We start from the raw sequence: 13,851 nt of genomic DNA, 5'->3' as shown, positions 1-13,851 counted from the left end.
CATGGATAATAGTAAGCGAAACGTTCATAATTCTGGCCCATTAGGCATGCTAATGAAAAGTGGACAAGTAAAAAAAATAGAAGCTGCTGATGAGGAAGTTGTTTTAAAACAAGCGGCCCCTAAAACTCCATCTTATTTTAAAACTCAGGCTGGGATTGAATTTGCTGAGCAGGAATTAATTTATGTAAACCCAGAAGAATGCGAACCATGGAAATACGCTAACCGCCAAGAAAGCGAGTTAGGTGATATTGATGGACTAATTGATTCTATTAAATCAAACAAACAATTACAGCCTGCTTTAGTGAGAAATCATCCTAATCCTCATGGGAAAATAAAGTATGAAGTAATTTTTGGTCGAAGAAGGCATATTGCTTGTATGCGGCTTGGGATCCCTTTTCTTGTAATTAGAAAAGATATTCCCAATGTACAAGATGCGATTGCATCTCAAGATGCTGAGAACAAATTACGAAATGATGTTAGTAATTATTCCAATGCGATGCTTTATAGACGATTGTTGTCAGATAATGTATTTAAAACCGAAAAAGAACTTTCGGAAAAATTACGTATTTCCTATTCCACATTTAATGAATTAATGGCTTATTCAAAAATTCCAGAGGATATTGTGCGTGCTATTCCAGATATACACGCCCTCTCTAAACAGCTTGCTGTAAAGATTGTTCAATTAATTAATAAGTCTAAAGACAACTATAACAAGATGCTTTCTATTGCTAATCAGTTAGGTAGAACAATCACTTCACAGGCTAAATTAGAGAAGATATTTGAAGAGAAGACATTACAACACAAAGCTGAATCTAAAAGTTCAAGTAATGCCAAGTCTTACACCTCTGAAAATGGAAAAAAACTATTTACCTTCAAGTCAGATTATAGAGGGCTTCCATCGATTGTACTAAACAAAGATATTGCTAGTTTTGTGAATGTGGAAGATATGTGTAAGCACGTTTCTAATTATTTAGAACAAATTATTGCAGAATCCGAGTACTCGGATTGAGAGTGAATCCGAGTACTCGGATTACTTGTTAGGTAGCATGGAGAAACGTATGGGAAGCATAGCAATAAATAATAAGAGTCCCGAACTCAAAAAACATGTTAACGCGATACATTGCTCTAATAATTTGTCATTGGTGCAGCGAAAGCTGTTTAATGCTTTGCTCTTTAATGCTTATCCAGATCTTCCATACAAACAACAGTTTGAAATCAAAGGAAAAGATTTATATCAACTGATTGGTTACAATAGCAAAGATACTGCAAAGCTCAAAGAAGCCTTGATCGGACTAATAACAATAGCTATCGAATGGAACGTTATAGATTGCTCCACTGGACAAGAAAAAAAATGGAAGGCTAGCTCAATATTGGCATCTGCTGAACTTTCAAATGGGGTTTGCATCTATGAATACAGCCAGGTGATGAAAGATCTTATGTATCAACCTGAGATTTATGGCCAAATAAACATTGAACTGATTTCAAAATTCAAATCAGGCTATGGTTTGGCGCTGTATGAAAACTGTATTCGCTACAAAGGGCTAGCGCAAACACCATGGTTTCCACTAGATATCTTTAGAAAGCTAATGGGAGTGTTTGATGGTAAATATCAAGTGTTTAAAGACTTTAAGAAAAGAGTTCTAGATGTTGGGGTGAATGAGGTAAACACAGTATCGCCCATTCGTATTTTTCCTGAAATGGAACGAGTTAATCAAAAAGTCACAAGAATACGTTTCAAGTTAGAAAAAAATGTTGATGAATCCCCTATTCCCCTAAATAACTTGTCGATTGATGAAGAATTAAAGCAACTTCTGATTAATACATTTGGATTTTCAACTCAAATGATTGAAGAGACATATGCAAAATATGATAACGACTATATACGCGAGAAAGTGGAGATAATCACTCAATCAGAAAGTTTTATAGCGGGGAAGATTAGAGGGCTCGCTGGATATTTGATTGAAGCACTTAAAAAAGATTATAAGCATAGTAAATCAAGTAAAGCATTAATCAATGAACGACGCAAGATCTCAGAAGCGAAAGAAAAAGAAAAGAAAGAAAAACAAGAAGCGCAAACAGAACGTTACAGGCAATATGTTAATAAGAAGGTAAATAACTACCTTACAAATTTAACGGAAGATCAAAAAAGCGATTTAATTAGTGAATTTGAGAATTATATAAAAACTCAAAGTAGTATTCTCAAGAATTGGTATCAAAAACATAGGTTAGAGCACCCTGCAACCAAAGGATGCTTTCATAGTTTCATAAGAGAGAATAAACAAAGTGGAGTGGGAAACATTATATCTATGGAAGATTATATTGAATTAATTGAATAGGATTATTAGAAAGATTAATTTTAAAGATGGGACATTTGCGGGGTATTAATTAAATGTGGGGTGGGACATTTGCAGGAAGCTTAACATCATAAATAAGAGGTATTTTAATAAATGTTGAAGTTTAGCGATGATCAAATTAAGAAGTATGGGAAGAGTAGTATCACTGGTACTGGATTTCTTGCATTTAGAGATGTTGAGGAATTTGCTGCAAAATATGATACAAATCTGGATTATGTTTTAGATTTGGGCTGTGGTTCTGGTAGATCAACTAATTTTTTAAGTACTTTTTGTAAAAAAATAAATGGATGCGATATAGATCAAAATGCATTAAACAATGCGAAAAATAGTAGCCTCAAAGATAATTCGATGTATTTCGAAAATACGTCTGAAAACACGTTATACCCGTATGGAACATATACCGCTATCTTTTCAATTTTAATGTTTTTTCATTTATCTACCGAAGAGGAAATAAAAACAGAGCTGGAGAAATGTTTTAATTCCTTAGAAAAAAATGGGAATGTAATTATTATAAGTGGCACTAAAAATCTTTATACTCGAAATTACTTAACCGTTAAAGGAATTGGAAGGGCTCCTTCCTTGGATGGTGATCTTGCTAAAATAAAGCTTCTAGCTATAGATTGTGAAATTAATGATTATTATTGGAGTGAGAATTTTATTATTCGCCTTGCAGAACAAATAGGGTTTAAGCATTTAGGGACACATTTAGCACTCGGTAGTGAAAAAGACGGTATAAATTATATCGATGAATACAGTTTTGCGCCTTACTACTATATAGCCTTAAGAAAAAATGTATAAATATAAGTTAAATATCGATTTTGTAAATAATAATTTACTGTATAGCCCCATAGATGGTGGTCATAAAAAGCCATCAACATTGGACTACGAAGATGTTGTAGATAATCCTGAGTTTATGAATAATTTCTCGGGAAAAGATGGATATCTTATTGGAACAATTTTCGCATCTAAAACTTTAAATAAGCTAAGCCTGGCAAACGCTTTACCACGATATAAGTATCTTGTTTTAATTGCTATTTTATTTGTTACCATAATTTTATTAAGCAACGTACTTTCGACAAAGTTAATAAGCATAGGCGGATTCACAATAACTGGAGCGATGCTTTTATATCCGTTCAGTTACATATTTGACTATATAATTACGGATATTTATGGGTATCAAAACGCCCGAAGAATATTACTGTCTTGCATTGCTGCATTGGTATTATTTGATATTTGCATCTATTTGGTGATTATCTTGCCGCCATCACCATTTTGGAAATTTCAACATGATTTTGAAACCGTATTTTCAAGAATGCTTAGAACATACGTTGCCTCGACTATTGCATTTTCAGTTTCTTTTTTCATATCGTCATTTATTTTTCAGAAATTAAAAATAAAGAATAAGGGGAGGTCATTATTTAAACGAATATTCCAGTCTCTCCTTATCTCAGAAATAACGGATACAACACTATTCTGTTTCCTGTCGTTTTATGGGATATGGCCTATGGAATACATGATGAAATTTATTTTGGTGTCCTATTTTACTAAAATTACATATGAAATAGTTGTATATTCAATTATTACAAAACCTTTAATCACTATTATCAAAAGAGAAGAAAAAAGCGATATTATCGATTGGAATACCGATTTCTCGCCTATCAAATGGGAAATAAATTATGATGAATCGAATAATATATACTCTAAGCAGGATGTGACTGGAGTGACTGGCTGAGCGAACTAATAAGATTAGATAAGGTGCCTAAATTAAATTTTTCTAGAATAGAAACCACAGTATTTTTGTCCTTAATATATTTAGTTTCTATATTCATAACTTTGCCGACCATCGAGGCATTTTTTACGTCTATTTTTAATAGTAGGTTATCAATTGGTTTAATAAAGCCTTGATGCATGGTGCCAATCATATATTTTTTATTAAATAGGAAAAGAACTGTATCTCCATCTTGATATGTTGATAATGAGTCTACGGAAGCAATAACAATGCTTTCATTATTCAATATCTTACAATCAAAATTTCTATCAACTTTGAAGCCAACTGTATTTTTCTTCCAATCGTGCTCATTTTCAATAAAACCTAATACTTTAGTTTGATCTGGTTCCGTCAAATTGCTTGTACTAATTACAGCAATATAATTTGATTCTTTGATATTTTCTGCCGAAATATCAATAAAATCCTCAAGTTTATTTCCCAATGCTTCCGCGGCGGGCAAATCAGCTTTCACAATCTGCGGATGTGGGATCAAATTACTAAAACGCTTGCTTGGGTTTGCCTTTTTCTTTGGGTCGTATTAACCGGCTTAATTACCTGGTTGGTTACATCTCCCGAAAAATTCCACCAAGCCATTGCTTATTACTATGCAAGTTTCTTAAATCTCGTAGGACAAAAGCATACCTTCACGCTTCCCTTTCACGGAAAAAACTATCAACAAAGCGTGGATACAATTTTGCATTATCCCTATTACAAAGAGAATGCCGATCACATAGTGGATCTACTAGGAAAATCTTCCCTGGCAGCATTCGTACTTTCATTTGTTTTGGGACTTTGTCTTGCCTTTTATTTTATTCGCAGGGGAAAAGCGCAACGTGCTAATCAGTTTATTCGTGGCAGCCGTATTGACACAAAGGAAAATGTAATCCAACAAATCCTAGAGAAAAAAGAAAACTCTGATATCACTATTGATGGGTTTCCGCTCAAAGCGAACAGCGAAGTTCAACATTTGTTGGTGCATGGAACCGTAGGTACTGGAAAAAGTCAGCTCATTATGAAAATTATGGATGCCTTACGCAAGAGGGGAGATAGGGTTATTGTCTATGATAAGGGATGTGCCTTTATTCCGCATTATTTTGATTCAAATCAGGATGTCATTCTAAATCCATTTGATGCGAGGTGTCCTAATTGGGATCTGTGGCTTGAAGCACCTCGGGATTCCGATTTTGAAAACATGGCAGAAAGCCTTATTCCGATGCATGGTGATTCTGATCCCTTTTGGGTGAATGCTGCAAGAACCGTATTTTCCTCGGTTGCAGCTAAAATGCGAAAAGACAAAGATCGATCCGTTGAGAAACTGCTCAAATTGCTGTTGACCGGTGAGTTTTCTCATTTAGAGGATTATCTTAAAGGAACGGCTGCTGCAACTCTAGTAAGCGGTAAAATTGAAAAAACGGCTATTTCCATTCGTTCAGTTATTACCACTTATTTAAAATCTCTTACTACCTTATCAGGACTTAATTCAGAAGGGGCAAGCCCATTTTCTATTCGCGATTACATATTAAATGAACAGGACAGTGGTTGGCTTTTTATTTCATCCAATGGCGAACAACATAAATCATTAAAGCCTTTAATGTCTATGTGGCTAGCCATGGCCTCCCTTACGTTGTTAAGCCTTACGCCTAATCCAGATCGGCGGATTTGGTTCATTTGCGATGAATTGCCAAGCCTTCACAAATTACCACTATTAGGAGAGACCATTGCAGAAGTCCGAAAATTCGGAGGTTGCTTTTTATTAGGGATGCAAAGTTTCTCTCAGCTCACCAAAGTTTATGGTCAATCAGGCGGCGCTAAGGAATTGTTTGACCTGCTGAACACCCGTTTTTTCTTTAGAAGCCCAAGTGCAGATATGGCGCGTTTGGTTGCCAGCGAGTTGGGAGAAGAAGAAATTGAAGAGTCACGAGAAAATTATTCTTATGGAGCTAATAGTATTCGTGATGGAATCTCGCTTGGCAGCCAGCGTGTTACACGTCCCATTGTTTCCTATCCACAAATTTTGGAATTAGAGGATCTAAAGTGTTTTGTTCGCCTTCCTGGAAGTTATCCCATCACGCAACTGACGCTCGAACTTAAAGATAGACCTAAACACTTGAAAGGGTTTGTTGAGCGTCAATTCATTATCGATGAAGTATTACAAAACATTGTTAAAGAAAGCGCGAATCAGGAAGCCGAAACAGGCGGATCCCCCAAACACCTCAACAAACAGCCCATTGAAGTGGAATTTGAAGTTTAGAAACAAGGAGATAAGATGTTAAGTGTACAACCGCTTAAATCAGCGCAGGGCGCTGCCGATTATTATACAGCTGCTTTTAATTATTATGCAGGTGATGCCGAAGCCTTAAGATGGTTAGGTAAGGGTAGCGAACGACTTGGGCTAACAGGTATTGTTGAGAAAGAGCAAATGCTAGCTTTTCTTGAAGGACATCTTCCTAATGGTCAAGTCTTAAAGAATAAGAAAGGAGAACACCGCCCTGGCTTTGACATGACTTTTTCAGCGCCTAAAAGTGTTTCCATTTTGTCAGGACTTGGAGCGGACAGCATGCTTTCTCAACTACATGACAAGGCTGTTGAAAAAGCCATCGGTCTTATTGAAAAAGAATTTGCGCAAGCTCGCGTGGTTATTGGTGGTAAAGTACATTATGTAGATACCGGTAATTTAGTGGTAGCTGCATTTAGGCAACCCTCCTCACGTGCAAACGATCCAGCACTGCATACGCATGGCGTCACCATGAACATTACTTTTACTTCTGAGGATGGCAAAGCGCGTTCGCTTGCCTCTGATATAAATGGAAATTTTGGAGTAATTGAACAATTGCAACAACATGTGAGTTATGCCGGTCTTTTATACCGCACTGAACTTGCTAATTTATTAAAAGAGCAAGGTTATCGGCTGCGGGATGTTGGAAAAGGGATGTTTGAAATTGATGGCGTGCCTGAAGGGGTATTAAAGGAATTTTCAACACGGCGCGCTGATATTGAAGAAAAAATGAAGGAAAAGGGATGGGAAGGCGCAAGACTTGCAAGCAAAGCCACACTATTAACTCGAAGTGCTAAAGAGGAACATGATATCAATGTGTTGCGAACAGATTGGCAAAAGCGGGCAGAGTTGCTGGGCTTTGATGCGTATGCTTTTGTTACTTCACGCAAGGCTGACCTAGAACCGAAAGCCTTTGGCTTTTTTACATCAATTAAAGCAAAACTATTTGAGCGCTTTTATGGAAAGGAAGACTTGATTTCATTGCAGGCTAAGGAAGCTGTTTTTGTTGCCATAGAAACTCTTTCTCAGCAAACCAGTGTATTTGAGTTAAGGCAACTAAAGGAAGCCGCGCTTAAACATACTCTCTCAGGACGAACGATTGTTCCGATTAAGGCAATTGATACCATGATTGATGCTCACGTTAAGAGTGGATTACTTTATCAGGCCACCGATCCCATGACGAGATGCTCCATGTTCACTACCCCATGGGCATTAACATTAGAAACAGAAACGCTTGCTCGCATTGAATCTAATCAAGGCATATTAAAACCCATGGCCAATACCCATGCAGTACTTCAAGCACAGATTGCCTATGAAGAAAACTTTCCATTTCCTTTAACAGTTTCCCAGAAAAATGCATTGATGCATGTATTTACCTCAACCGACCGCTTTAATGCAATTCAGGGTTATGCGGGTACTGGAAAAACCACCATGCTTCAATTAACTGAAGCGCTAGCAAGCAACAAAGGATTTAAACTAAGAGGAATGGCTGTTACAAGCTCTGCGGTCAACGAGCTTCGTGAGAAAGCCGGCATTCGCTCAGATGTGTTTCCCATAGTGCACCAAGAGCTTTTGAAAGCACCTAAAAACTCCTTGAAAAATATCCTGTTTATTCTGGACGAAGCTTCTATGCTATCTACCACTCAAGGCCATGAACTTATCAAATTAATTGAGCAAAAAGGGGCAAGACTCTTGTTAACCGGCGATGACTCTCAACTATCAAGCGTCAAATGTGGCCGTATTTTTGGTCAGGCACAGGAATATGGGATATATACAATTCAAATGACCGATATTATTCGGCAAACCAACGCCAGAACAAAAGAATCGGTACGCGATGCAATTAGTAGAGATTTATACGACTCTCTGCAAAAACTTGATGAAGTGAGAGAATTTAAATCCCATGATGAACGTATTGAGGCTATAGCCCATCACTGGCTAAATCTCTCCCAACAGGTTCGTGAGAAAACACTGGTCTTTGCGCCGACCCATGCGAACCGTCGTGATATTACCCAAATAATGCGTGATGGTTTAAAAAAAGAGGGAGCATTGACAGGTAAAGAACATGTGATTAACACTTTAAAGGCTCGCGCGATGGAAGAAATCCAACATCATCATACCCAATACTATCAGCAGGGTGATGTGCTCCGGTTCAACCTAAAACTAGCCAGATCAGGCATTCGTCCAGGTGACTATCTGACGGTAAACGTCATGACTGAAAAACATCGGAAAAATAAAACCGTACCATTGCTGACTGCTGAAGGTAAGTCAGTTGTTCTTCATTTAAAGGATTTACCTATTTATACATCTTCGCGTGCGGGCTTAAATCGCCCCATTGAATTTTATGAGGCAACCTCCCTTGCCTTTTGCGTACAAGATAAGGTGTTAATTACACGCAATAACAACCAGTCAGGTCTTGTGAATTCATCCTTAGCTTCTGTCATTGCCATTGATGAACAGAATATAACGTTGAAGTTTGAAAAAGACGAACAAGTAAAAACCTTTTCTCGTGATGCAAAGGAATTACAGCATCTTGACCATGGCTATGTATTGACCAATATGAAGGTACAGGGCAAGGATAAAACCTATGCCTTGGGACTCATGGAGTCTTACAACAAATTTTCTGCAACACTTAGAAATTATTATGTTCAAATTTCGCGTGCCATATCCCGAATGACCTTAATTACCGATGATAGAAACCAATTATTAAAAGCCCTTGAGTTCAATGACGACACTAAAAAATCCGCTCTCAATTATGTAAACAGTACCACGCTAAAAATGCACATAGATAAATTTTCAGCCAATCCGAAAGCCATTGATGTGGCAACTGTTGCGGATAAAAAAAGTTTCAATCAAGAAATAATGACAGAAAAACAAGCTTTAATACACCAATATACGGATGCAAAAAATAAGCAAAAAACAGCGATAGCTTGCATTAAAGCCTGGCAAATCGTGACAAGCGATCATCTCAAACGAATGGCTAGAAATCAGCTGGTTGTTTCTGAAAGTGCAATACGGCAAGACGCATTTAAATTTGCCACAATGAAGTTGTTAAAGAGCTTAGATAATGAGGAGCGAAAAAAGGTCTTAACTGTCAAAGCGTATTTTGAGGCTTGCTCCGACACACAAAAAGCATGGAAATCGATTCATCAAGGGAATCGAGATTCTTTACAAAGAGAAAAAGCCTGGGGCAAAGCTGAAATCAGAGATGCCCTTGCTTTTAAAATTGTTGAACATATTGAAGGGTACAGGCCTTATCTGAATCATTTTTCCATCGGAAAACTTAATCGATTGGGTGTTTCCCAATACCGCATTGAAAAAGGGGAGGAACGGGCACGAGCCAGGCTTAAAAACTTAAGCATTCACGCTGAAAAGCATCAAATGGCATGTACTGTGGCTTCGTTTTTCAGTGAAGAATCATTTAAAACAAAAGAAACGTTTGCAGCTTTCCTTAAAACCCAATCTAAAGCTGTACATCCCCATTTAATTCGTCTGAGTGAAAAGACAAAAAGACCACTTGATGAGTTATGGCGTGAAATTAATCAACATGCTAAAAGATATGAAGAGAGTCACTTTAAAGAGGGGTTAAACTCTCAAGAAAAAATTCTTTTTGATACCATCAAAACGTATCAGTCACTAAATAAAGAATTAGCTATTCATTTCGCCAGTATGCTTTATGCGTTAGAAAAAGGGAAAGAAATTCCAGAGGCTATTGAGCAAGCGCAAAGAGAGGCCTCTGCCTTAAGAAACCAAATTGCTGCAACGGTTCATAATAACAACTCTTTTGACAAGATCTTGCACTTTTTCAAGATAGACAAAGAAAAAATCAAACAACAAGCAGCTAGCCATGACAAACGAGAAGTGGTTATACGATTTAAACAAGCTACGTCCAACTTTGAGCAGAGAAGAGAAACCGCTTTAGTAATTGCCTCGGATATTAAAGGACATTATCCATTTATCAAAGAGCTTGGCATTAGCACCAAAGTACTAAACACCCTGATGCGGATTGAAGAGAGGCGTACCTTCATCAGTGAGTTGAATGAAACGCAGAAAGATGATTTTTTTAAATGCATGGACTATAAAATAACTGGCCAAAGAGCCAGTCACCTCTGGAAAGCTTTTTTTTCCGACAATGAGCAAGACCTACCACTTAATCAGCAGAAGTTTATCCAGGCACAACAATTAACGGCAAAACGAGATAGCCTTGCCTATGTCATTCATCAAAAATCAGACATTCAAGGTTTGCTTGTTCGGGAAAAACTTGATCCACTTAAAATAGAGCAGCACGCAAGACAGCACAAGGCGAGATTACAAACCGTTAATCAATTAAATGAAACTAAAGCTAATCTCTTTCATCAATTAGAACGTCGTATAGAAGGCATGAATCATAAGGAGTCAACCCAATGGCATAAAGCATGGGCTGTATTTAAAAATGATTTGCAGCGCGTTTCTAAAAATGGATCGCTATATCAAGAAGCTATTGAAACAATACAAAAATCACCGCTGATATTTACAAAAAATGAGAAATCACTATTAAGTCAATATGAATTAGATAATACCTATAAAGCATCTGTGCTTGATAAAATTGTTTACAAAGCTCAATTAAACGAATCAAAAGGATTTTATGATGCAGCCAAAATCACAGAAGTATTGATCGCAAATCCTATCGAAACGTATCGTGCTATTTTTGGCGCACCAAAGAAAATAACGTCTAGGGAAATGCGTTACTCAGGCGGACTTATTGTTTCCTTGAAAGGCAGTAAAGCGGGCTCTTGGTATGACTTTTCAGAAGGCTGTGGAGGTAACCCACTGTCAGCATTGATGCAAGAAAGAGGGATTTCATTCCAGGATGCATTGAAGGAAGGGGCAATCATTGCTGGTATTTCAGGCTTAACCAGTGTTCTTCCAATGAAGAGAGAAAAGAAGTTAAACGATTTAAGCGAATTACGCGAAGAAAAGAACAAAATAATATCGGCAAAAAGTATCCTCAAAGGCGGCATGTCAATTTTTGGCACACTAGCAGAAAAAATATTTAAAAGAACATCGTGGTATAGAGCATCCAGAACAATTAAATGTTTTGTATTGGCCTAAGGGCGCTTTGTGGAAAGCAATCGATGATAATGGAACACTCTACGATAAAATTAATAAAATACCCGCTTTATTGATAGCGGCCAAGAACAAACAAGGAGAAATAACCGGCGTCCAACGGATTTATTTGGATGAAAAAAATGCTAAGAAAAATACTTTTATGGAAAATGCGAAATTATCCAAAGGGAGAATAGAAGGCAGCGCAGGAGTCTTGCAAACGGGTGAAAAGCGATCGCCATTGTATTTGGCAGAAGGCCCTGAAACAGGAGCAACCATTGCCATGGCAAATCCAAAAGCTACGGTTTTGGTTTCCTTTGGTTTGTCGAACTTGAAAAATTTAAGCGCACTTATTAAAAGCTTTTACCCAAGTGAGGTGATTATTGCGGGAGATAACGATTTGGCTTCCAAAAATAATACCGCAAAAATAACTGAAGAAGCAAAAGAAGCCTTAATGAGAGAGGGTTTAGATATAAAAATAATTATGCCTCAAAATCTGCCTGGCCGAGAAAAAACGGATTGGAATGATGTACATTGTTCTCAAGGATTAAACCAGGTAAAACATCAGCTTGGATTAAACGAGATAAACCCTGAAATTCATAAAATAGCGGTTCGCCTGAACAATGAAAAGTCACTCGAATTAGAACAATATGTTAATAATTTTATCGAGATTAAAAATCAATTGGGTAAAGCCATCTTGCCAAAAAATTATAATGTAGATTATTTAAATACCAATAAAGGTAAGGAACCACATCAAAGATCATTTGAAATCGAGAAAACAAAAGAGCTTCAACGTAATCAAAAGGAAATGGATATTGAGCTTTAAATTTTTAAAGCTCTTCTGGCGCAATTCCCATCAATTCTTGGTATTTGCTAATTGATAAATCCATTAATTTTTTAAATTCATCCTGGCCATAATCCAGTTGCTTGGATGCCATATTTTTTAATAAGGCATTCATTTGAATCATGAGCTTAAAGCAATGTTTTTCAATGTCAGAATACTTGTCTTCTGGGCTTTTTTGATTCTGCTGACTTTCAGTCACCATCAATCCGATTTCTGTCATTTTGGTAATGGTATAAGAAAGAGAATCATCATTATCCCCAGCATATTTGGTCAGCTTTTTATAGAGATCATTCGGTACGGTAACAGTCACTCTAGGCATAAAATATCCTTTTAAATTTATATTTGGTGATGCAAATATGATGAAGTGATTGATGCATTATAAGATGCACCAATAACACAGTCTAGTATTGTATAGGAAAAACAAATAGCGCTACCAGTGATGCACTAAGATGCATTTGTGATGCAAATAATTGGTTATATAATGGCCATATAAAAGAGCTTTTACGCTCCTTTTTGATTGTTTTTAAACCTATGGAAAATATTTTTCTTTACACTTCATTTATGCCGTATTTAAGTAATATAAATCAATAGGTTACAAATTAGCATTCTAATGCGAAAAGGTGTGGTGCGACAAGCTAAGTCGCTGTTTTGAGTTGTTAATCGGGTAACCGAAAACCATCTGTGTCGTCAGATGAACCTAGGGGAGATAATAAGCCTCTCTGACAAAGTAGTGAAACTACGGGTGAAGAGCTCGTAGTGAGATGATAACGCCCGAAAGGATCAAAGTCTACCTGATAGCCAAATTCGGGATAACTACAAGGTAGCTGGTATGGTGAACATAAGTGAATCTGTGATAAAGGTCGTAATTCGCAACAAGCGCAATTGGCTGAAACGCTTGAACCAAAAGGTACGAAGATAGTTGGGAGAATCACACGCATCCTACACGACTAGTTTCTTTCCGGCCGAGAGCAGACACCTAACCCAGCATCACTCAAACAACGGAACTTGGGAACCCTGTATTCTTCTCCACTACGGAGACAGTAGATCGTAAGGTCTACCTATGAGAGTGCAGGATTGGGAGGTTGGAAAAAGCAAAAGCCGATTTGTAACGAATCGGATACAGGTTTATACCTGGTCTGAAAAGAAGCTTGACGTCCAACTGGTCTTTCATTGCGAAAGAGTTTGTAGAATTCATAGAAGTGAGGAAAGCAAATGACAGATGCTTTGATATCTGGTGCACCTGACACAGCCCTTTCAAATACAGACTGGAACCAGATTTATTGGTCCCGTATTGAGAAGAACGTATATGGACTGCAAATGCGTATCGCAAAGGCAGTAAGTGATAAACAGTACGGCAAAGTTAAATCACTGCAATGGTTACTCGTTAATTCTAACAGTGCAAAATTGCTGGCAGTGAGGCGGGTCACAACATCTAAAGGAAGTAAGACAGCTGGTATTGATGGCACTCTCTGGACAACATCAGAAGAAAAGATTCAAGCTGCCCACAGTCTGAAAAACGAGAGGGTAT

The 13,851-nt window shown here is 37.3% G+C and carries 10 protein-coding genes; 8 read left to right on the top strand and 2 right to left on the bottom strand.

Features of this window, described 5'->3' with window-relative positions; all coding sequences use genetic code 11:
* Position 1: 1 nt before the first annotated feature.
* The 4 genes from DYC89_RS15535 to DYC89_RS15520 all read left to right on the top strand — a co-directional run bounded on the left by DYC89_RS15535 (position 2) and on the right by DYC89_RS15520 (position 4,086).
* Positions 2 to 1,009, top strand: a complete 1,008-nt coding sequence (locus tag DYC89_RS15535) for a ParB/RepB/Spo0J family partition protein (protein ID WP_115222810.1) — start codon at positions 2 to 4, stop codon at positions 1,007 to 1,009.
* A gap of 49 nt (positions 1,010 to 1,058) precedes the next feature.
* Entirely contained in the window at positions 1,059 to 2,336 is a 1,278-nt protein-coding gene (locus DYC89_RS15530; protein WP_245954064.1) for a replication initiation protein, read from the top strand.
* 111 nt (positions 2,337 to 2,447) lie between these two features.
* Positions 2,448 to 3,152 carry a methyltransferase domain-containing protein gene (locus DYC89_RS15525; RefSeq protein WP_115222808.1) on the top strand — a complete coding sequence of 235 codons (705 nt, stop codon included), beginning with the start codon at positions 2,448 to 2,450 and terminating at the stop codon, positions 3,150 to 3,152.
* Positions 3,145 to 4,086, top strand: coding sequence for a queuosine precursor transporter (locus DYC89_RS15520; RefSeq protein WP_115222807.1), 942 nt, complete (start codon positions 3,145 to 3,147; stop codon positions 4,084 to 4,086). Before DYC89_RS15525 ends, DYC89_RS15520 begins: the two co-directional genes overlap by 8 nt.
* Here DYC89_RS15520 and DYC89_RS15515 read toward each other — a convergent pair.
* Positions 4,055 to 4,594: an XRE family transcriptional regulator gene (locus tag DYC89_RS15515; protein WP_147285518.1), complete on the bottom strand. Its 540-nt coding sequence runs from the start codon at positions 4,592 to 4,594 to the stop codon at positions 4,055 to 4,057. The two genes, DYC89_RS15520 and DYC89_RS15515, sit on opposite strands and share 32 nt — an antisense overlap.
* 9 nt (positions 4,595 to 4,603) lie before the next feature.
* On the opposite strand from DYC89_RS15515, the gene traD reads away from it, so the two are divergent.
* Genes traD through DYC89_RS15500 form a run of 3 tightly spaced genes read left to right on the top strand, consistent with a single transcriptional unit; the run spans position 4,604 to position 12,305 of the window.
* Positions 4,604 to 6,373, top strand: a complete 1,770-nt coding sequence (gene traD, locus DYC89_RS15510) for a type IV conjugative transfer system coupling protein TraD (protein ID WP_245954063.1) — start codon at positions 4,604 to 4,606, stop codon at positions 6,371 to 6,373.
* A gap of 15 nt (positions 6,374 to 6,388) precedes the next feature.
* On the top strand, positions 6,389 to 11,485 hold the full coding sequence (gene mobF / locus DYC89_RS15505) for a MobF family relaxase (RefSeq protein WP_115222804.1): 5,097 nt from the start codon (positions 6,389 to 6,391) through the stop codon (positions 11,483 to 11,485).
* Entirely contained in the window at positions 11,472 to 12,305 is an 834-nt protein-coding gene (locus DYC89_RS15500; RefSeq protein ID WP_115222803.1) for a toprim domain-containing protein, read from the top strand. Before mobF ends, DYC89_RS15500 begins: the two co-directional genes overlap by 14 nt.
* 4 nt (positions 12,306 to 12,309) lie before the next feature.
* Here DYC89_RS15500 and DYC89_RS15495 read toward each other — a convergent pair whose 3' ends face one another.
* Positions 12,310 to 12,642, bottom strand: coding sequence for a hypothetical protein (locus DYC89_RS15495; protein WP_115222802.1), 333 nt, complete (start codon positions 12,640 to 12,642; stop codon positions 12,310 to 12,312).
* A gap of 893 nt (positions 12,643 to 13,535) precedes the next feature.
* On the opposite strand from DYC89_RS15495, the gene DYC89_RS15490 reads away from it, so the two are divergent.
* On the top strand, positions 13,536 to 13,851 hold a 316-nt coding region (locus tag DYC89_RS15490), incomplete at its 3' end, for a reverse transcriptase N-terminal domain-containing protein (protein ID WP_181879464.1).

This window comes from Legionella donaldsonii (genome assembly GCF_900452385.1).
Classification (GTDB): Bacteria; Pseudomonadota; Gammaproteobacteria; order Legionellales; family Legionellaceae; genus Tatlockia; species Tatlockia donaldsonii.
Note: the sequence above shows the minus strand (reverse complement) of the source record. Positions and strands in the feature narration are given on the sequence as shown.

Bases quoted from the DNA above. Each gene is read 5' to 3' on its own strand.
- DYC89_RS15535 (WP_115222810.1), top strand. From the start codon at position 2: ATGGATAATAGTAAGCGAAACGTTCATAATTCTGGCCCATTAGGCATG.
- DYC89_RS15530 (WP_245954064.1), top strand. From the start codon at position 1,059: ATGGGAAGCATAGCAATAAATAATAAGAGTCCCGAACTCAAAAAACAT.
- DYC89_RS15525 (WP_115222808.1), top strand. From the start codon at position 2,448: ATGTTGAAGTTTAGCGATGATCAAATTAAGAAGTATGGGAAGAGTAGT.
- DYC89_RS15520 (WP_115222807.1), top strand. From the start codon at position 3,145: ATGTATAAATATAAGTTAAATATCGATTTTGTAAATAATAATTTACTG.
- traD (WP_245954063.1), top strand. From the start codon at position 4,604: ATGTGGGATCAAATTACTAAAACGCTTGCTTGGGTTTGCCTTTTTCTT.
- mobF (WP_115222804.1), top strand. From the start codon at position 6,389: ATGTTAAGTGTACAACCGCTTAAATCAGCGCAGGGCGCTGCCGATTAT.
- DYC89_RS15495 (WP_115222802.1), bottom strand. From the start codon at position 12,642: ATGCCTAGAGTGACTGTTACCGTACCGAATGATCTCTATAAAAAGCTG.